The following is a 20,288-nucleotide window of genomic DNA, read 5'->3' as shown; positions in this document are numbered from 1 at the left end:
AATTTATGTCCTTGCGTGCTTTAGCGACAGTCGTGGTGACGACGGTGATGATGCTTCCCCACGCGTGGGCCGATACGGCGTGGGAAAGCTATAAATCGCGTTTTATGATGCCGGACGGACGCATTATTGATACCGGCAACGGCAACGTCTCCCATACCGAAGGGCAAGGTTTTGCCATGCTGTTAGCGGTGGCTAATAACGATCGCCCCGCCTTTGACAAGCTATGGCAGTGGACCGATAAAACCCTACGTAACAAAGATAACGGGTTGTTTTACTGGCGCTATAACCCGGTGGCGCCCAATCCGGTGGCGGACAAAAACGATGCCACCGATGGTGATACCCTGATTGCCTGGGCGCTGCTGCGCGCGCAGCAGCAGTGGCATGAAAAATCCTACGGCAGCGCGTCGGATGCGATAACCGCTTCGCTCCTGAAGTCTACGGTGGTCACGTTTGCCGGTCGTCAGGTGATGCTTCCGGGCGCAAAGGGATTCTATCTCAACGACCACCTGAATCTTAACCCCTCCTACTTTATCTTTCCGGCGTGGCAGGCCTTCGCCGCGCGTACGCATCTAACCGCCTGGAGAAAGCTGCAGAGCGATGGCCAGGCGCTGCTGGGAAACATGGCGTGGGGGAAATCGCAGCTTCCCAGCGACTGGGTGGCCTTAAGAGCGGACGGTAAGATGGAGCCGGCAAAAGAGTGGCCGACGCGAATGAGCTTCGATGCGATCCGTATTCCGCTGTATGTCTACTGGAGTGACTCGAAAAGCAGCCTGCTGACGCCGTGGAAAAACTGGTTCCAGCGCTATCCGCGTCCGCAGACGCCGGCGTGGATAAACGTGAATACCGATGAAGTGGCGCCGTGGTTTATGACCGGCGGGCTGCTGGCGGTACGCGATTTAACCCTTGGCGAAGCGCAGGCCGATCCGCAGATTACGCCCCAGGACGACTATTACTCCGCCAGCCTGAAGCTGCTGGTATGGCTGGCAAATAAAGACCAGGCGTAAACTATGGAATGCGCCTCGAATAACGCAGTCGAGCCGGGTGCTGAAATCTGAAGGGCGCCGTAGAATCGTCGGCAAGCCGGGCTTGCCCGGTGAGGCGCAATGTTGCGGGGGCTTGAACCCCGGCGGCAGAGATGAATTGGTTGCTGGAAAGAGAAAACCCCCGCACGTTGTTTGGTATCAACCTGGCAACGTATCGGGGGCTACTCTCAAACCTGAACAATTTGAGGATAGCCGCGAACGGTTGCCATTGCAACAAGGCGGCTGTATGACGCTCGCTCAGTTGGGCCTGGTGCTGTGGGACGATCTGGCGGCTCCGGTGATTGCTGGCATTCTGGTCAGCATTATCGTGAGCCGGATGGATAACCGGAAGTAGCCGGGCGGTGGGTATCTGCCTGCCTTAGTGGCAGCATGCGCCCGAACGGGGCCGCAGGGGTAACAACCTGCGGCCTTTTTCGTTGTATTGCTGCAACAAAAAAGTTTCCTGGAATGCGTCTCGCACCGCGCGTAATGGCGGAGTGCGGGTACCCGATCGGGCCAGTAGAATCGTCAGCAAGCCGGGCTCGCCCGGTGAGGCGCAATGTTGCGGGGGCTTGAACCCCGGCGGCATAGAGAGATGGTTGCTGGAAAGAGAAAACCCCCGCACGTTGTTGGTATAAACCTGGCAACGTATCGGGGGCTAACCTCGCATCTAGACCATTCGAGGATAGCCGCGAACGGTTGCCATTGCAACAAGGCGGCTGTATGACGCTCGCTCAGTTGGGCCTGGTGCTGTGGGACGATCTGGCGGCTCCGGTGATTGCTGGCATTCTGGTTAGCATTATCGTGAGCCGGATGGATAACCGGAAGTAGCCGGCCGGTGGGTATCTGCCTGCCTTAGTGGCAGCATGCGCCCGAACGGGGCCGCAGGGGTAACAACCTGCGGCCTTTTTCGTTGTATTGCTGCAACAAAAAAGTTTCCTGGAATGCGTCTCGCACCGCGCGTAATGGCGGAGTGCGGGTACCCGATCGGGCCAGTAGAATCGTCAGCAAGCCGGGCTCGCCCGGTGAGGCGCAATGTTGCGGGGGCTTGAACCCCGGCGGCATCGATGGATGGGTTGCTGGAAAGAGAAATCCCCCGCACGTTGTTTGGTATCAACCTGGCAACGTATCGGGGGCTAATCTCGAACCTCAACAATTCGAGAATAGCCGCGAACGGTTGCCATTGCAACAAGGCGGCTGTATGACGCTCGCTCAGTTGGGCCTGCTGCTGTGGGACGATCTGGCGGCTCCGGTGATTGCTGGCATTCTGGTCAGCATTATCGTGAGCCGGATGGATAACCGGAAGTAGCCGGCCGGTGGGTATCTGCCTGCCTTAGTGGCAGCATGCGCCCGAACGGGGCCGCAGGGGTAACATCCTGCGGCCTTTTTCGTTTATTGCGGATAAGGGACCCAACTGCCGCCGTTCAGCTGAACATACGGTTTCCCCTGGTATTGAATGACGATGGCGTTGGAGTTTTCCGACACCGCCGCGCTCTGCGGCAGGTTGGCAATATACTGCTGCCAGTTGATGTCGTTTTCGTCAAACATCTTGCCGTCGAGGGCGCGGACCACCAGCTCAGAAATCGCCAGGTAGCTGCTTGGCTGGTTAATGATAATCGGCGCATCGGGGTGTCTTGCCTTAATGCCGAAAAATTTCACCGCCGCCGGTACGTTGGTAATGGATGGGCTGGGAATATCGCGCAGGCCGGAAACCTGCATTTTGTCGCCTTTCAATGCCGCACCGTGTTCCGGTACGACGATGACCAGCACCTTACGCCCCGATTTCTCCAGTTCGGTGAAGAAATTATCCAGCTCATCGAAGAACTTCTGCGCACGGGCTTTATAGTCCGCGGTTTTGCTCTGGCCCGGATAGTGGTTACCGTCATGCAGCGGCAGCGTGTTGTAGAAGGTCGCCGTGCGCGGCGTATTCAGCTTATCCAGCGACTGCAGCCAGCGGTTCAGCGTCGCCTGGTCGTCATAGACCGGAGAGCCGTCAAAGCCCTGCAGAATGACCGGCAGGCCGCTTTGATCCATCAGCGGGCTCTGGATCCCGCCCAGCGAGCGAAGCTCCTTCAGGAAGTCGCCGAAGATACCGTTGTGGCCGAGCATCAGCTGCTGGGTGAAGCCCAGCTTCGCCAGGTTTTCAAACAGATAGCATTCGCTGCCCGATGGCTGATAAAGGTTCGCATGAGAGAGCTGGCCGCAGCTGGCGCGCAGCAGACGCGCCGCCGCCGGCCCGCTGTAAGAGGTCGCCGAGTTAAAGTTTTTGAACAGCAGGTCGAAATGCTTCCACAGCGGATGATCCATCAGCCCGGCCGCTTCAATATCCGACCATGAGAGCGAGCAGATGTTGATTATCAGCACATCAAACGGCTGGGCATCGGCCGGAAGCGCATCCGGGAAAGTGGTTTTACGTTTTTGCTCAGAAGCGTAAAAGGCATTCAGCCAGTTGGTGAGATTGGCCGACGTCGGCGGCTCGGTCTGCGGCGGAATATCGTTATTCGCCGGCGCAGTATTGGTCGCGATGGCCGTTCCGCCGGCCGTATTAACGGCGGTGTTCGCCGCCGCGGTCGTCGGCTGACCTGCCGGCCAAAGGCTGAAAGAGGGCAGCAGCGGACTGACCACCAGCCAGACCACGATCGCCGAGACGAAAACCGTCACTCGTAGCCACTGGCTGATAAACAGCCACAGGACCAGCAGCACGAAGAACGCGCCGACCATATTCCAGTTAATAAAGCGGGTCACCAGATCCCAGATATAGTCGGCGCTAAAACCGGCAATCTGCGAGCCCTGGCTGGCAATGCTTTCCGGGCCGGGCAGCCAGGTGTCGTGCCAGAACAACATAAAACCCAGCGGGATTGCTATCCAGTGGCGGATACGGTGCAGCTTATACTGCGGAATTGGCACCAGCAGGAAGGCCAGAAACACCAGGTTTAACATGGGATGAAAATTGAGGTATCCGCCCCATAGCAATGCGAACTTCACCAGAAAGTAGAAGTTCCAGCCAGATAAGCCTCGCCAGTACCGCCAAAGCGGAAGCGACGCGGTGGGTGTTTTGGGTTTGGTCATTTCGTTGATTTGCCTTGCCTGGATGTCGCTTCCCGGCGCAGCACGCCAGCCGGTTTGACATAACGGGGTTTAAAGAACATCAGTCTTAATGTGGTGCGAATACGCCGCTGGTAGTGGCGCGTCAGGTATCCCAGCGGGAAGAACAGCAGGGCGCACAGGACGACCAGCTGAATAATATCGGCGATAGACATCATAAGGTTGGCTCCCCATCAATGGACAGACGGTGCGCCTCGGGGTTGCGCCGCCAGCTTCGCCCGTCATGGGTGGCGTTGATGGTTTCATTTTTGCCAAGCGAAATGGGCAGCGGCGTGTTCCAGTTCTCCGGCAGAATCCCGCGCATCTGCATGATTTCAGCCGTTATTTGCTTATCTTCAAACCAAATCATACGGTTAGAAAAAATATCGCCGGTTGGTAAAGGGAAAATATGGTTTAACGCGGTATCCAGGTCGTTCACCCGGCAAAATGACAGAAACAGCACCAGGCGGTTGTTGCCGATGGTCATAATGTCGCCCATACGGTTGGGCTTACACAGCGTCAGCGCCTGCTCTACGCGCAGGCCGGGCGCCGGGCGCAGCGCCACCATTACGCCTTTGCCATCGGCGGGCAGCATGGTGTTGGCCATAATATTGTGCACCGCTTCGCAGAAGTCCCCCCATTTCTGGTAGCCGCGCAGTTTTAGCGGCTGGCTCCAGGTCAGCAGAGTATTAAAATCTTCCGGGATATGGCGAGTAAACTGCTGTTTTTGAACGCTTTCTATAAGCGTGAGGCAGCGGGATAACGGCGCGCCGCTGGGAATAACCATATTGGCGCCGCTGCTCAGCAGCAGGCGTTCATCGGTGGCGCGCAGGCTCGGCGTTTGCTCGCGGACGACGATTTTTAACGCGCTGCCGCGCTGGCGGCGCAGGGTATGGATATAGCGTCCCAGCTGTTCAATCTGTTCGTTCTGGGTAATGGAGAAGATCAGCGTTGCCGCCTGCGCCATCCTCCCGGCGTTGAAAACGGCGTCGTTGGTATCGAACAGCGTCCAGTATTCGGATAGCGCGGGGGCACCTTCCAGTACGCGCAGATTGCTAAGAATGACTTTTTCGTCGCTGCGCGGTTGCACCACCGTTTCTTCATCCTGTGCCAGCCGCCAGCCGTTTTCATCCTGAAGAACAATGAGCTGCTGCCGGGCGCTGATGCCTTTTTCACTCCCCCACCAGGCGATATCGAACAGGTGGTTATCCCCCTGGTAACGAATACTTGCCAGGCCGGAAAGCGAACGGTACTCGCGTAATAAAGGGGAGAGTTGCTTATCGATATCGTGCCCGGAATTAAGTACTAGTAATGAACAACGATGATAATTAGTCCATCGATACGATTTCTCAACCCAATTGCATAAATCATCGCTTTTTATATTCTGCCAGGCATTTTCAGCGCATAGCAGAATAAACAAATAATTGCCAGGTTCGAGGGAACAAACTAAATCGCGGTGCATTTCTTGCAGCCCCTCAGCACGGTTCGGCATGCTAAATAACGCCACCTTTTCTGGCCCGCAATTTTTCTCTAGTTCAATGATTTTATTTGGGTTATCACCCATGACTATCGCCGCAACCTGGCTCTGTTTATCCTGGGCCGCCAGCGTATGGTTGAGCAGGCTTACCGCGTCGGCATAGCGGTCGACATTCAGCCACCATACTCCACCCACGGGCATATGGCGTACTTCGTCCCATAATGATGAAATACCCAAAGAATATACGATATCCACGGCGTCCCTCGTGAGACTTGATTTACACTTGATTAGTTTACTAGCGAAAGCGTCAGAGTAAACCTAACATTGAAATTAAAGGACATCAGTTTTAGCATGTAAACATATTTTAAGGATGATCTTACGCCTCTCGGTTTAATTTATTGTATTTTCCAACGGACAGAGAAATGCCAGCAAAAGAGCCTGCTGTACCCACCGATGCGACTTTGGGCTACACGTTTCAAAATGATTTCCTGGCGTTAAGCCGGGCATTTTCCCTGCCTGATATTCACTACCACGATATTTCCCGACGCGAGCAGTTAACCGCGGCGCTAAAACGCTGGCCATTACTGGCTGAATTAGCAGAGAAAAAGTAAGGAAGCCGTCGATGGCGATTCTGGGATTACAGGGCGTGCGCGGCGGTACCGGCACCACGTCGATTACCGCTGCGCTGGCCTGGGCGCTGCAATTACTCGGTGAAACCGTACTGGTGGTGGACGCCAGCCCGGACAACATGTTGCGCTTTTTTTTCAACGTCGATTTCAGCCACAAAGCGGGCTGGGCGCGCGCCACGATCGACGGCAGCGACTGGCGCGACGCCGGTCTGCGCTACACCTCGCATATCGATCTTTTGCCCTTTGGTCAGCTGACGCCGGGCGAGCGCGCGAACATTGACCAGCTTCAGCCGACGCTGGCGCCGATGGCCGGGATGGTGCAGAAGCTCCATCAGCAGGGCGATCACCGCTGGCTGCTGATTGACCTGCCGGACGGTTACTCGCCGCTGACCCGCTCCCTCATTGACGTCTGCGACCGCACGCTGGTCATCGTGCATCCGGACGGCAACAGCCATATTCGCCTGCATCAGCAGGCGCTGCCGGTCAATAGCGATATTTTGATTAACGATCTGCGCGTCGGCAGCCAGCTGCAGGAGGATTTGTATCAGCTGTGGCTGGAGAGCCAGCGCCGCATTCTGCCGGTGACTATCCATCGTGATGAGGCGATGGCGGAGTGTCTGGCGGCGAAGCAGCCGCTCGGCGAGTACCGGCAGGACTCTCTGGCGGCGGAGGAGATACTGACGCTGGCCAACTGGTGTCTGCTGCACTACGCCGGGAAGGGGGCGGAATGATTCGCCTGAGCACCTTACTGCTGGCGCCGCCGGTCGGGAAACGGCTGAACGAGCGCTATCGCGACTATCGCCAGCACGGCGCGTCGTGGCTGTCGGCCGCGCTGGGCTGCCTGTGGGCATCTCTGGCATGGGCGTTTATGCCGCTGGAAACGCCGCGCTGGCAGGCTATTCGCGAACGTCACGGCGAGTTTTTCCCGCATATTAATCCGCATCGGCCGCGCCCACTGGACCCGATTCGCTACCTGCTGCAGTGCGTGTGGCTGCTGGCGACGCGGGTGCCGGAGCCGGATAAAAAGATCAACTGGCGTTCGCTGGCGGCGCTGGAAGGCGTTCAGGGGCGCTATGCCCAGTGGCTGGAAAAGCTGCCGGAAAAGGTTAACGCCCGCACCGGTCATCTGGATAAGCATAAAGAGCTGGCTCACCTGTCGCCAAAGCTGCGGCGGTTTATTCTGGGCACGATAACCTTTTTCTCGCTAATCCTCGCGCTGCTCTGTATTACCCAGCCGTTTAACCCGCTCTCGCAGTTTATTTTCCTGCTGCTGCTGTGGGGCGTGGCGCTGCTGGTGCGCCGCATTCCGGGACGCTTTTCGGCCCTGATGCTGATCGTGCTGTCGCTGACCGTCTCCTGCCGCTACATCTGGTGGCGCTACACCTCGACACTCAACTGGGATGATCCCGTGAGCCTCGTGTGCGGGATAATTCTGCTGTTCGCCGAAACCTACGCCTGGGTGGTGCTGGTGCTGGGGTATTTCCAGGTCGTCTGGCCGCTGAACCGTCAGCCGGTCCCGCTGCCGGAGGATATGGCGCAGTGGCCGACGGTCGATATTTTCGTGCCGACCTACAACGAAGACCTCAACGTGGTGAAAAACACCATTTACGCTTCCCAGGGGATCGACTGGCCGAAGGACAAGCTCAATATCTGGATCCTCGACGACGGCGGGCGCGAAGAGTTCCGCCAGTTCGCCAAAGACGTCGGGGTGCACTACATCGCCCGCACCACCCACGAACACGCGAAAGCCGGGAATATCAACAACGCCCTGAAGTACGCCAAGGGCGAGTTCGTGTCGATTTTTGACTGCGACCACGTGCCGACCCGCTCGTTCCTGCAGATGACCATGGGCTGGTTCCTGAAAGAGAAAGAGTTGGCGATGATGCAGACGCCGCACCACTTCTTCTCCCCGGACCCGTTTGAGCGCAACCTGGGACGATTCCGCAAAACGCCGAACGAAGGCACGCTGTTTTATGGCCTGGTGCAGGACGGGAACGACATGTGGGACGCGACCTTCTTCTGCGGCTCCTGCGCGGTGATCCGCCGCGGCCCGCTGGATGAAATCGGCGGCATTGCCGTGGAAACGGTGACTGAAGACGCCCACACTTCTCTGCGCCTGCACCGTCGCGGGCACACTTCAGCCTACATGCGTATCCCGCAGGCGGCCGGTCTGGCGACGGAGAGCCTGTCGGCGCATATTGGCCAGCGCATCCGCTGGGCCCGCGGGATGGTACAAATTTTCCGCCTTGATAACCCCTTGTTTGGCAAAGGGCTGAAGCTGGCGCAGCGCATCTGCTACGTCAACGCGATGCTGCACTTTCTGTCCGGTATTCCGCGGCTGATCTTCCTGACCGCGCCGCTGGCGTTTCTGCTGCTGCACGCCTATATCATCTATGCGCCAGCGCTGATGATCGCCCTGTTCGTGCTACCGCATATGATTCACGCCAGCCTGACCAACTCGAAGATTCAGGGCAAATACCGCCACTCTTTCTGGAGCGAGATCTATGAAACGGTGCTGGCGTGGTATATCGCGCCGCCGACCTTTGTCGCGTTGATTAACCCGCATAAGGGCAAATTCAACGTGACGGCAAAAGGCGGACTGGTGGAGGACGAGTACGTCGACTGGGTAATCTCTCGTCCCTATATCTATCTCGTGCTGCTGAACCTGGTCGGCGTCGGGGTGGGGATCTGGCGCTTTATGTACGGCCCGGAAAACGAAATTCTGACCGTCTGGGTGAGCATTATCTGGGTGTTCTATAACCTGATTATTCTCGGCGGCGCGGTGGCGGTCTCGGTTGAAAGCAAGCAGGTGCGGCGATCGCACCGCGTGGAGATGTCGATGCCGGCGGCGATTGCCCGCGATGACGGGCACCTGTTCTCCTGTACCGTCCATGATTACTCAGACGGGGGCCTTGGGGTCAAGATTCACGGCGAGGCGCAGGTGCTGGAAAGCCAGCACGTCAAGCTGTTGCTGAAACGCGGGCAGCAGGAGTACGCCTTCCCGGTGCGGGTCGCGCGGGTCAACGGCAGCGAGGTCGGGCTACAGCTGCTGCCGTTAAGCAATCAACAGCATATTGATTTTGTACAGTGTACGTTTGCCCGCGCAGATACGTGGGCGCTTTGGCAGGATAGCTTCCCGGAAGATAAGCCGATGGAAAGCCTGCTGGATATCCTGAAGCTGGGGTTCCGTGGATATCGTCACCTGGCGGAGTTTTCTCCGCCGTCGGTGAAGGTTATTTTCCGCTCGCTCACCATGCTGGTGGCCTGGTTTGTCTCGTTTATTCCGCGCCGTCCGGAACGCGCAGCGGCGACACTCTCGGCAGAACCGGCGATGGCTCAACAATGATGATAATGCGATGAACAGAAAACTCTCTTTGATTTGTGCAGTAGCGGTGGGTATTAGCGGATGGTCTCCTTTCGCTTCGTATGCGGAACCGACGGCGGCGGCGACTCAGGCCGCGCCGACGACGACGGTGCCCGGTATCGCTGGTACGGTGGCGGACAGCCAGCCCACGGCGACGCTTGCCGATCCGGCAGCGCCGGTGGTGGTGCTGGATAACGCTCCGACCCGCGACGTGAAGCTGACCTTCGCCAAAATCGCCCCGCCTCCGGGCAGCATGGTGCTGCGCGGCGCGCGCCCTGAGGGGTCGGTAGAGTTCGGTATGCGCAGCGATGAAGTGGTGGCAAAAGCGCTGCTGAATCTCGACTACACGCCCTCTCCGTCGCTGCTGCCGGTGCAGTCGCAGCTGAAGGTGTATCTTAACGATGAGCTGATGGGCGTGCTGCCGGTCACCAAAGAGCAGTTGGGTAAAAAAGTCAGCGCGCAGATCCCTATCGATCCGCTCTATATCACCGACTTTAACCGCGTGCGCCTTGAGTTTGTCGGCCACTATCGCGATGTCTGTGAAAACCCGGCCAGCAGCACCTTGTGGCTGGACGTCGGTCGCGAAAGCTATCTGGATTTAACCTACCAGTCGCTGAACGTGCGCAACGATCTTTCGCATTTCCCGGTACCGTTCTACGATTCGCGCGATAACCGCCAGCTGACGCTGCCGATGGTCTTCGCCTCCGCGCCGGATGTCCTGCAGCAGCAGGCGGCGGCCATCGTCGCCTCCTGGTTCGGCAGCAAGGCGGGCTGGCGCGGCCAGCAGTTCCCGGTGCAGTTCAACCAACTGCCGGACCGTAACGCCATTGTGTTTGCGACCAACGATAAGCGCCCTGACTTCCTGCGCGAGCATCCGCCGGTTAAGGCGCCGACGATTGAAATGATCGACCACCCGGATAATCCGTACGTCAAGCTGCTGGTGGTCTTCGGGCGGGATGACAAAGACCTGCTGCAGGCAGCGAAGGGGATAGCCCAGGGCAATATTCTGTTCCGCGGCAGCAGCGTGACGGTTGACGATGTCAAACAGCTGCAGGCGCGTAAACCCTACGATGCGCCGAACTGGGTGCGTACCGATCGGGCGGTGACCTTTGCCGAGCTGAAAACCTACGAACAGCAGCTGCAATCCAGCGGCCTGGTGCCGGATTCCATCAACGTGGCGCTGAACCTGCCGCCGGACCTCTACCTGCTGCGCGCCAACGGCATCGATATGAACCTGAACTATCGCTACACCATGCCGCCTATCAAGGACAGCTCGCGCATGGATATCAGCCTTAACGATCGGTTCTTACAGTCCTTCAGCCTCAACAGCTCGCAGGATGTGAATAAGCTGATACTGCGCCTGCCGGTGCTGCAGGGGCTGCTGGATGGCAAAACGGAAGTGACGATCCCGGCATTGCGCCTCGGCGCCATGAATCAGCTGCGCTTCGACTTCCAGTATATGAACCCGATGCCGGGCGGTTCTATCGATAACTGTATTACCTTCCAGCCGGTGCAGAACCACGTGGTGATAGGCGACGACTCGACCATCGACTTCTCGAAGTACTATCACTTTATGGCGATGCCGGATCTGCGCGTATTTGCTAACGCGGGCTTCCCGTACAGCCGGATGGCCGATCTCGCCGATACCCTGGTCGTGGTGCCCAAATCGCCGACCGAGGGCCAGGTTGCCACGCTGCTGGAGACGGCCGGCGGCATTGGCGCGCAAACCGGCCTGGCGGCCATTAACCTGCGCATGACCGACGACGGCAGCCAGATTAAGGACAAAGACGCCGATCTGCTGCTGATTGGCTCCATTCCGCAGGCGCTGAAGGACGACACGAAAATCAACCTGCTGGTTGAAGCGACCAAAAGCTGGGTGAAAACGCCGATGCGCCACTACGATCTGGCCAGCATCTATCCCGATACCGAGGCCAGAACGCCGAATACCCGCACCGACGTCACGTCGACCGGGCCGATGGCGGCGATTATTGGCTTCCAGTCGCCGTACAACGATCAGCGCAGCGTCGTGGCGCTGCTGGCCGACAGCCCGCGCGGCAACGAACTGCTGACCCAGGCCCTTAACGACAGCGGTAAACGCGCGGCGATGTTTGGTTCCGTTGCGGTGATTCGTGAGTCGGGCGTCAACAGCCTGAGGGTGGGCGATATTTACTATATCGGGCACCTGCCGTGGTTCGAACGTATCTGGTTTGCGCTCTCCAGCCATCCGGTGCTGCTGGCTATTCTGGCCGCGGTCAGCATCGTCCTGCTGGCATGGGTGCTATGGCGCATGCTGCGTATTATCAGCCGTCGCCGCCTCGACCTTGATGATGAGTAATTGATGATGAACGCGGTGCGCGGTGTGGTGTTATCGGTATTGATGCTGGCGGCGGCGCAGGTGAGCGCCGCCTGCCAGTGGCCGGCCTGGGAGCAGTTTAAAAAAGAGTATGTCAGCGCCGAAGGGCGAATTATCGACCCCAGCGATGCGCGAAAAATCACCACCTCGGAAGGGCAAAGCTACGGGCTGTTCTTTGCTCTGGCGGCTAACGATCGCGACGGCTTCCGCAAGCTATTCGAGTGGACGCAAAACAACCTTGCCGAGGGCGATTTGCGCGCGCATCTCCCGGGCTGGCTGTGGGGGAAAAAGAGCGATGACGAATGGACGGTGCTGGACAACAATTCAGCCTCGGACTCCGATTTGTGGATAGCCTGGGCGCTGCTGGAGGCCGGACGTCTGTGGGACACGCCTCAGTACACCGAGGTAGGCAAAGCGCTGCTGGCGCGCATTGCCGACGAAGAGGTCGCCACCGTACCGGGGCTGGGGCCGATGATTCTGCCGGGGAGAGTCGGCTTCGTCGATGACCGCGGCTGGCGTTTTAATCCCAGCTATCTGCCGCCGCAGCTGGCGACCTACTTTGCCGCGTTTGGCGCTCCCTGGCCGAAGATACGCGACGGCAATCTGCGTCTGCTGCTGGAAACCGCGCCGAAAGGTTTTTCGCCTGACTGGGTGCGTTACGAAAAAAGCAAAGGCTGGCAGCTGAAAGCGGATAAACCCATTATCGGCAGCTATGACGCCATTCGCGTCTATCTGTGGGCCGGTATGCTCGATGACGACGATAAGCAAAAAGCTCGCCTGCTGGCGCGCTTTAAACCGATGGCGACCCGGACGATTGACCAGGGCGTGCCGCCGGAAAAAACCAACATCGCGACCGGTAAAACTACCGGCAACGGTCCGGTTGGATTCTCCGCTGCGCTACTGCCTTTCTTGCAGAAGGAAGATGCACGCGCCATTCAGCGCCAGCGCGTCGCCGATAACTATCCCGGCGCGGATGCTTACTACAGCGCGGTCCTGACCCTTTTCGGCCAGGGATGGGATCAACACCGTTTTCGCTTCACCGCCGGTGGCGAATTACGGCCTGACTGGAACCAGGAATGCACAAGTTCTCACTAAGCTTATTCACCCTCTCCTTAGGCGTCGCGCTGATGCCGCTGGCGCACGCCGCGACTACGCCTGTTCAGGAGCATCTACTGGAGCAGGTCCGCCTCGGCGAGGCCAGCAAACGTGAGGATTTGGTGCGCCAGTCGCTCTATCGCCTGGAATTGATCGACCCGAATAACCCGGACGTTGTTGCCGCGCGGATGCGCTATCTTCTCCGCCAGGGCGATACCGCCGGCGCGAAGCAGCAGCTGGAGCGTCTGGCGAAGCTGGCGCCGGAATCGCCCGAGCTGAAAGCCTCGCGTGACGAAATGAAAAGCAGCACCGGCGACGGTCGCCAGGAGCTGCAGCAGGCTCGTCTGCTGGGCGTGGCCGGGAAGGTTGATGAGGCCATCGCCGCTTACGAGAAGCTGTTTAACGGCGTTCCTGATGATGATGACGCGGCGATTGAGTACTGGACGCTGGTGGCGCGGCTGCCCGCCCGTCATAACGAAGGCATCAATCAGCTGAAAAAACTCAACGCCCGCTTGCCGGGCAACGTCCCGCTGCAAACGGCGCTGGCGAAACAGATGTTTGGCGATAATAAGCCGGAAGAGGGATTTGCTTATCTGGAGCAGATGTCCCGCTCGGCGGCGGGGCGCGGTATCGCGGCGGACATCTGGTTTAACGAAGTGAAAAGTATGCCGGTCAGCCGGGCCAGCGTGCAGGCGCTGCAGCGCTTTCTCATGCAGTTTCCCACCGGTTCCACCTCGGCGAATGCCCGCGTCCTGCTCGCTCAGCAGCAGACGCAGCTAAAAGACCCGACGTTCCGCGATCGCGCGGAGGGGCTGGCGGCGGTGAAGGCCGGGAAAGGTTCGGTGGCCGTGGCCGATTTGCAGCAGGCTGTGCGGGCGGATGCCAAAGACAGCGACGCGGTTGGCGCATTGGGGCAGGCGTACTCCCAGCGCGGCGATCGGGCGCGGGCGGTCGCCCAGTTGAGTAAAGCCATCAAAATGGACCCGGATAGCCCGAGCCGCGATAAGTGGGACAGCCTGCTCAAGACTAACCGCTACTGGCTGCTGATTAAGCAGGGCGATAGCGCCCTCAAAAGCGGCCAGCTGGCGCAGGCGCAAAATAATTACGCCCAGGCGCAGCGCATAGACAATACCGACAGCTATGCGGTGCTGGGGCTGGGGGACGTGGCGGCGGCGCGTAAAGAAAACGCGGCGGCGGAGCGTTACTACCAGCGCGCGCTGCGAATGGATCGCGGCAACAGCCTGGCGGTGCGCGGTCTGGCGAATCTGTATCGCGCCGAATCGCCGGAAAAAGCCAGCGCGTACATCGCCAGCCTGTCGCCGGGCCAGCGGCGCAGCATTGATGATATCGAACGCAGCCTGACGAACGATCGGCTGGAGAAACAGGCTGAAGCGCTGGAGAGCCAGGGCAACTGGGCGCAGGCGGCGGAAGTGCAGCGCAGACGGCTGGCGCTGGATCCGGATAGCGTATGGATCGCCTACCGCCTGTCGCGGGATCTGGTCAGCGCGGGCAGCCGCAGCGAAGCCGATGCCATCATGCGCGCGATGGTCAACCGCCAGCCCGGCGATGCCGACCGGGTTTACGCCTACGGCCTCTATCTATCCGGGAATAATCAGGATGAGATGGCGCTGGCGCAGATTAACGCCCTGCCGCGCGGGCAGTGGACGGACAATATTCGCGAGCTGGAGGCGCGCCTGCAAAGCGATAACGTGTTGCGCCAGGCGAATCAGCTGCGCGATAGCGGCCAGGAAGCCCGGGCGATCGCCCTGATTAACCAGCAGCCGACGTCGGTGCGCTACGCGCTCACGCTGGCGGACTGGGCGCAGCAGCGCGGCGACAGCCAGACGGCGATTGCTGAATATCAGCGGGCGCTGGGGCAGCAGCCTGACAACGGCGATGCGCGTCTGGGCCTGGCGGAAGTGTATCTTGCCGATGGCGATAAAAACGCCGCCCGCGCCCAGGTGGCGCAGCTCAAGGGCGAAGACATCGATTCTATCAATATGCAGCGGCGTATCGCCCAGGCGCAGGCCGGGTTGGGCGATCGCGCTCAGGCGCAGCAAACCTTCGCCCGCATCGTTCCGCAGGCGAAAGCGCAGCCGCCGTCAATGGAAAGCGCGCTGGTGCTGCGCGACGCCGCGCGTTTCCAGGCGCAGAACGGCGAGCCGCAGCAGGCGCTGGAAGGCTATAAAGATGCAATGGTGGCCTCCGGCGTCGCCCGCGAGCGCCCGCAGGATAACGACACGTTTACGCGGCTGACGCGTAACGACAGCAGCGATGACTGGCTGAAGCGCGGGATCCGCAGCGACGCCGCCGATCTTTATCGTCAGCAGGATCTTAACGTCACCCTCGAACATGATTACTGGGGCTCCAGCGGTACCGGCGGCTATTCCGACCTGAAAGCCCATACCACGATGCTGCATGTGGATGCGCCGCTGGCCGACGGGCGAATGTTCTTCCGTACCGATCTGGTTAATATGGATGCCGGGAGTTTTTCGACGAACAGCGACGGCAGCTATTCGCCGAGCTGGGGCACCTGCGGTGAAATCGCCTGTAGCGGCGGCAGCAAACATCAGAGCGATAGCGGCGCCAGCGTCGCGGTGGGCTGGAAGAACGATACCTGGAGCGGCGATATCGGCACCACGCCGATGGGCTTTAACGTCGTTGATGTGGTGGGCGGCCTGAGCTACAGCAGCGACGTTGGTCCGCTGGGCTACACCGTGAACCTCCACCGACGCCCCATCTCCAGCTCGCTGCTGGCCTTTGGCGGGCAGAAGGATAACCCTAACGACGGCCATACCGGCAAGACCTGGGGCGGGGTGCGCGCCGACGGCGGCGGTCTGAGTCTGAGCTACGATAAAGGCGAGGCCAACGGCGTCTGGTCTTCGCTGGGCGTCGACCAGTTGACCGGGAAAAACGTCGCCGACAACTGGCGCGTGCGCTGGATGACCGGCTACTACTATAAAGTGGTTAACGAAGATAACCGCCGGGTCACCGTCGGCCTGAACAATATGCTCTGGCACTACGATAAGGATCTCAGCGGCTATACGCTGGGTCAGGGCGGTTACTACAGTCCGCAGGAATATATCTCCTTCTCGGTGCCGGTCACCTGGCGTCAGCGGACGGCGAACTGGTCATGGGAGCTGGGGGGATCGGTGTCGTGGTCCCACTCGCGCACCAAAACCGAGGCGCGCTATCCGCTGCTCAATTTGATTCCTTCGCAGTATCGTCATGATGCCAGCCAGCTCACGGAAGAAGGCAGCAGCAGTTCTGGCGTCGGCTATACCGCGCGGGCGCTGATTGAACGACGGGTGACCAGCAACTGGTTTGTCGGGGCGGCGGTGGATATCCAGCAGGCGAAGGATTACACCCCGAGCCATGCGCTGCTGTACGTTCGCTATTCGGCTTCCGGCTGGCAGGGCGATATGGATATGCCGCCGCAGCCGTTGGTTCCTTATGCCGACTGGTAGCAGATTAGGCTGAATTATGCGACAGGGCGCCACTCCACGGCGCTCTTCGCGTATACTCGTTGCCTCCGGCCAGGCAGCCCGATTTCCCCTCCGGTGGCGCGGAAGCTGCATAGCGCGCTGCATCCCGGAGGCGGCGCCAGGGGCGCCTTGTCCGGGCTACCGGCCCGATGGTGGTTGTGAGCGTGTAGCCCGGGTAAGGCGTCAGCCGCCACCCGGGAATGTTCCCCGGTCGCGCTGTGCTTACCGGGGCTACCGGCCCGCGCCGCCTGCGGATTTTGTAGCCCGGACAGGCGCATTGCGCCGCCTCCGGGAAAGCGGCCCGATGGCGGCTGTGAACGTGTAGCCCGGGCAATTTTGTAGCCCGGGTAAGGCGTCAGCCGCGACCCGGGAATGTTCCCCGGTCGCGCTATGCTTACCGGGGCTACCGGCTCGCGCCGCCTGCGGATTTTGTAGCCCGGACAGGCGCATTGCGCCGCCTCCGGGAAAGCGTCCCGATGGCATTGCTTCGCGCCTTGCGGGCGTGAGCGAACAATTTGAGTATATAATCAGCCTGATAACGATCGGTGAGAGGGACCTATACCCGATATGCGTTCAGTTTCAGTGGAGAACCCCGTTGCGCGTCAGCCGTTCACTTACAATTAAACAGATGGCGATGGTCGCGAGCGTGTCCATGGCGTTTGTACTGGTCTTCTGTTCTATTCTGCTGTTCCACTTTGTTCAGCAGAGTCGTTTTACCACGGCCACGCAGTTAGAAAGCATCGCGCGTTCCGTTCGCGAACCGCTGTCAGCGGCTATCCTGAAAGCCGATATCCCTGAGGCGGAAGCCATTCTGAGCCGTATTCAACCCGCAGGCATCGTCAGCCGGGCGGATGTTGTCCTGCCCAATCAGTTCCAGGCGCTGCGGATGCGCTTTATCCCCGAGCGCCCGGTACCGGTAACCATCACCCGTATGTTTGAACTGCCGGTACAGATTTCGCTGCCTATCTACTCCCTTGAACGGCCCGCTAACCCACAGCCGCTGGCCTATCTGGTGCTCCAGGCCGACTCATACCGCATGTATAAATTCGTCATGAGCGCGCTGGCGACGTTAGTGACCGCTTACTTGCTTCTGGTGCTGATGCTGACGGTGGCGATCACCTGGTGCATCAACCGTCTGATGGTACGACCGCTGCGTAAAATCGCCCGTGAGCTAAACGATGTCCCGCAGCACGAGCGTTTGGGCCATCAGCTCACGCTGCCGCGTCTCCATCATGACGATGAAATCGGCATGCTGGTGCGCAGCTACAACCGTAATCAGCAGACGCTGCTGCGCCTGCACGATGAACTCTCTTTGCAATCGACTCGTTTTCCGGTATCCGAGCTGCCGAACAAAGCCTTTCTAATGGCTATGCTGGAGCAAACCGTCGCGCGACCGCAGGCCTCGGCGCTGCTGATTATCGCCTGCGAAACGCTACAGGATACCGCTGGCGTACTGAAAGAGACGCAGCGTGAAATGCTGCTGCTAACCCTGGTTGAAAAGCTGCGGGCGATTATCCCGGCGCAGATGGTGCTGGCTCAGGTGAGCGGCTACGACTTCGCGATTCTGGCCCACGGTATTGACGAACCCTGGCAGGCGGTGACGTTAAGTAAGCAAGTACTCACTGTCTTAAATGAACGTTTGCCTCTGCACGGCATCCAGCTGCGCCCCTGCGCCAGCGTCGGTATCGCGATGTTTAACGGCGAAATTAACGCCGAACAGCTCTACCGGCGGGCGTTTTCCGCCGCCGTAACCGCGCGTCGTAAAGGGAAAAACCAGATTGAGTTCTTCGATCCGCAGCAGATGGAAAAAGCGCAGCGCCGCTTAATGGAAGAGCACGATATTCTGACGGCGCTTGATAACCAGCAGTTTGCCATCTGGCTGCAGCCGCAGGTGGATACCCACAGCGGCGAGGTGTGCGGTGCGGAAGTGCTGCTGCGTCAGCGTCAGGCGGACGGCAGCTGGTCGCTGCCGGGCGATCTGATTGAGCGTATCGAAGCCTGCGGGCTGATGGTGCCGGTCGGCTACTGGGTGATGGAAGAGGCCTGCCGGCAGCTTGCCGCCTGGCAAAATCAGGGGATCATGTTGCCGCTGTCGGTCAACGTGTCGTTGCTGCAGCTGCTGCATCACGATCGCGGCGAGGAGATGCTGGCGCTGCTCGCGCGCTATCGTATCGCGCCGGGCACGCTGGTACTGGAAGTCACCGAAAGCCGTCGGATAGACGACCCGCAGGCGATTATTTCGCTGCTGCGTCCGCTGCGTGAAGCGGGCGTGCGGATTGCCCTCGATGACTTTGGTATGGGCTACGCGGGCTTGCGCCAGCTGCAGCATATTAAATCGCTGCCGGTAGACATCCTGAAAATCGATAAAGTCTTTATCGATATGCTGCCCGATGACATCAGCATGGTGCCCGCGATTATCCAGCTGGCGCGGGGGCTGAATCTGCACATTGTCGCGGAGGGCGTCGAAACCGATACCCAGTATCGCTGGCTGCAGGAGGCGGGCGTCGAGACGGTGCAAGGGTATCTTTTTGGCTGCGCCATGCCGCCTGAGGCTTTTATGGCCCGTTTTTTACCCGGTGATGTTGAGGATGCAAGTTTGTAACAACATTGTTAGCTTATGCGAGTCAGTTCAAATAAATTAACAATTGCATTGCAATTTCATCACTCGTTATTTCTGAAATGTTTCATGGGTGTTATTTTTAAGCCACGGACGCAATACCCCCTCAAGGTCTGTGGTTATCTCCAAAGGACACCCTATGAAAATCTCTTTCTTTAAAAGCCTCTATGTCCAGGTTCTCTCGGCCATAGCGATCGGTATTCTGCTGGGCCATTTTTACCCGGAACTGGGTGCGCAGATGAAACCCCTCGGCGATGCCTTCGTTAAGCTGATTAAAATGATTATTGCCCCGGTTATCTTCTGTACCGTCGTGACGGGGATTGCCGGGATGGAGAGCATGAAAGCCGTCGGCCGCACCGGAGCGGTGGCGCTGCTCTACTTTGAAATCGTGAGCACAATTGCGCTGATCATCGGCCTGATCATTGTAAACGTGGTGCAGCCCGGCGCGGGAATGAACGTTGACCCGGCGACCCTCGACGCGAAGGCCGTGGCGGTTTACGCCGAACAGGCGAAAGATCAGGGCATCGTAGCGTTCCTGCTCGATATTATCCCCGGCAGCGTGATTGGCGCTTTTGCCAGCGGTAACATTCTGCAGGTGCTGATGTTTGCGGTGCTGTTTGGTTTCGCGCTGCATCGCCTCGGCAGCAAAGGCCAGCTGATTTTTAACGTTATCGAAAGCTTCTCGCAGGTGATCTTCGGCATCATCAATATGATCATGCGCCTGGCGCCGATTGGCGCGTTCGGGGCCATGGCCTTTACCATTGGGAAATACGGCGTCGGTACGCTGGTGCAGCTTGGCCAACTGATCGTCTGCTTCTACATCACCTGCATCCTGTTTGTGGTGGTAGTGCTGGGGTCGATCGCCAAAGCCACCGGCTTCAGCATCTTTAAATTTATCCGCTATATCCGCGAAGAGCTGCTGATTGTCCTGGGGACCTCTTCATCCGAGTCGGCGCTGCCGCGTATGCTCGATAAGATGGAGAAGCTGGGCTGCCGCAAGTCGGTGGTGGGGCTGGTGATCCCGACGGGGTACTCCTTTAACCTCGATGGCACCTCAATATACCTGACGATGGCGGCGGTGTTTATCGCCCAGGCGACGAACAGCCATATGGATATTTTCCATCAGATCACCTTGCTGGTGGTGCTGCTGCTCTCCTCAAAA

General features: G+C 59.0%; 16 protein-coding genes. 12 read left to right on the top strand and 4 right to left on the bottom strand.

Annotated elements, in window-relative coordinates; translation table 11 throughout:
* The first annotated feature begins 5 nt into the window (after positions 1–5).
* The 4 genes from CDA56_RS27790 (at position 6) to CDA56_RS27770 (ending at position 2,331) form a co-directional block, all read left to right on the top strand.
* A complete protein-coding gene (locus CDA56_RS27790; RefSeq protein ID WP_025106802.1) occupies positions 6–1,004 on the top strand; it encodes a family 8 glycosyl hydrolase in 999 nt (332 codons plus the stop codon).
* 265 nt (positions 1,005–1,269) lie between these two features.
* The gene (locus CDA56_RS27785; RefSeq protein WP_004855299.1) at positions 1,270–1,377 is read left to right on the top strand and encodes a type I toxin-antitoxin system toxin Ldr family protein; all 108 of its coding nucleotides are present in this window, start codon (positions 1,270–1,272) and stop codon (positions 1,375–1,377) included.
* A 368-nt stretch (positions 1,378–1,745) separates the two neighbouring features.
* Positions 1,746–1,853: a type I toxin-antitoxin system toxin Ldr family protein gene (locus CDA56_RS27780; RefSeq protein WP_004855299.1), complete on the top strand. Its 108-nt coding sequence runs from the start codon at positions 1,746–1,748 to the stop codon at positions 1,851–1,853.
* Positions 1,854–2,223: 370 nt separating this feature from the next.
* A complete protein-coding gene (locus tag CDA56_RS27770) occupies positions 2,224–2,331 on the top strand; it encodes a type I toxin-antitoxin system toxin Ldr family protein (protein ID WP_014227177.1) in 108 nt (35 codons plus the stop codon).
* An 83-nt stretch (positions 2,332–2,414) separates the two neighbouring features.
* Here the strand turns inward: CDA56_RS27770 and bcsG are convergent, their stop codons facing one another.
* Genes bcsG through bcsE form a run of 3 tightly spaced genes read right to left on the bottom strand, consistent with a single transcriptional unit; the run spans position 2,415 to position 5,838 of the window.
* A complete protein-coding gene (bcsG, locus tag CDA56_RS27765; RefSeq protein ID WP_032751637.1) occupies positions 2,415–4,091 on the bottom strand; it encodes a cellulose biosynthesis protein BcsG in 1,677 nt (558 codons plus the stop codon).
* Positions 4,088–4,285 carry a cellulose biosynthesis protein BcsF gene (bcsF, locus tag CDA56_RS27760; RefSeq protein ID WP_014227175.1) on the bottom strand — a complete coding sequence of 66 codons (198 nt, stop codon included), beginning with the start codon at positions 4,283–4,285 and terminating at the stop codon, positions 4,088–4,090. The genes bcsG and bcsF overlap by 4 nt, the downstream gene beginning before the upstream one ends.
* A complete protein-coding gene (gene bcsE / locus CDA56_RS27755) occupies positions 4,282–5,838 on the bottom strand; it encodes a cellulose biosynthesis protein BcsE (protein WP_025106804.1) in 1,557 nt (518 codons plus the stop codon). Before bcsE ends, bcsF begins: the two co-directional genes overlap by 4 nt.
* A gap of 167 nt (positions 5,839–6,005) precedes the next feature.
* Between bcsE and bcsR the strand changes: the two genes are divergently transcribed.
* The 6 genes from bcsR to bcsC are packed head-to-tail and all read left to right on the top strand — an operon-like array spanning position 6,006 to position 16,491.
* On the top strand, positions 6,006–6,194 hold the full coding sequence (gene bcsR, locus CDA56_RS27750; RefSeq protein WP_004855289.1) for a cellulose biosynthesis protein BcsR: 189 nt from the start codon (positions 6,006–6,008) through the stop codon (positions 6,192–6,194).
* 11 nt (positions 6,195–6,205) lie between these two features.
* A complete protein-coding gene (gene bcsQ / locus CDA56_RS27745; RefSeq protein WP_032694187.1) occupies positions 6,206–6,943 on the top strand; it encodes a cellulose biosynthesis protein BcsQ in 738 nt (245 codons plus the stop codon).
* Positions 6,940–9,558, top strand: a complete 2,619-nt coding sequence (gene bcsA, locus CDA56_RS27740) for a UDP-forming cellulose synthase catalytic subunit (protein ID WP_025106806.1) — start codon at positions 6,940–6,942, stop codon at positions 9,556–9,558. Before bcsQ ends, bcsA begins: the two co-directional genes overlap by 4 nt.
* A 10-nt stretch (positions 9,559–9,568) precedes the next feature.
* Positions 9,569–11,911 (top strand): cellulose biosynthesis cyclic di-GMP-binding regulatory protein BcsB, encoded by a 2,343-nt coding sequence (bcsB, locus tag CDA56_RS27735; RefSeq protein ID WP_102803211.1) that lies wholly within the window; start codon positions 9,569–9,571, stop codon positions 11,909–11,911.
* Between the two features lie 3 nt (positions 11,912–11,914).
* Positions 11,915–13,024, top strand: a complete 1,110-nt coding sequence (gene bcsZ / locus CDA56_RS27730) for a cellulose synthase complex periplasmic endoglucanase BcsZ (protein WP_049070381.1) — start codon at positions 11,915–11,917, stop codon at positions 13,022–13,024.
* Entirely contained in the window at positions 13,006–16,491 is a 3,486-nt protein-coding gene (bcsC, locus tag CDA56_RS27725) for a cellulose synthase complex outer membrane protein BcsC (RefSeq protein ID WP_102803210.1), read from the top strand. The genes bcsZ and bcsC overlap by 19 nt, the downstream gene beginning before the upstream one ends.
* Positions 16,492–16,505: 14 nt before the next feature.
* On the opposite strand, the gene CDA56_RS30790 is transcribed toward bcsC, so the two are convergent.
* Positions 16,506–16,787 (bottom strand): hypothetical protein, encoded by a 282-nt coding sequence (locus CDA56_RS30790; protein ID WP_139536113.1) that lies wholly within the window; start codon positions 16,785–16,787, stop codon positions 16,506–16,508.
* 317 nt (positions 16,788–17,104) lie between these two features.
* Here CDA56_RS30790 and hmsP point away from each other — a divergent pair, with 317 nt between their 5' ends.
* On the top strand, positions 17,105–19,111 hold the full coding sequence (gene hmsP, locus CDA56_RS27720; protein WP_025106810.1) for a biofilm formation regulator HmsP: 2,007 nt from the start codon (positions 17,105–17,107) through the stop codon (positions 19,109–19,111).
* A gap of 154 nt (positions 19,112–19,265) precedes the next feature.
* On the top strand, positions 19,266–20,288 hold a 1,023-nt coding region (locus CDA56_RS27715; RefSeq protein WP_104011464.1), incomplete at its 3' end, for a dicarboxylate/amino acid:cation symporter.

The organism is Klebsiella michiganensis, assembly GCF_002925905.1.
In the GTDB taxonomy this organism is placed as follows: domain Bacteria; phylum Pseudomonadota; class Gammaproteobacteria; order Enterobacterales; family Enterobacteriaceae; genus Klebsiella; species Klebsiella michiganensis.
Note: the sequence above shows the minus strand (reverse complement) of the source record. Positions and strands in the feature narration are given on the sequence as shown.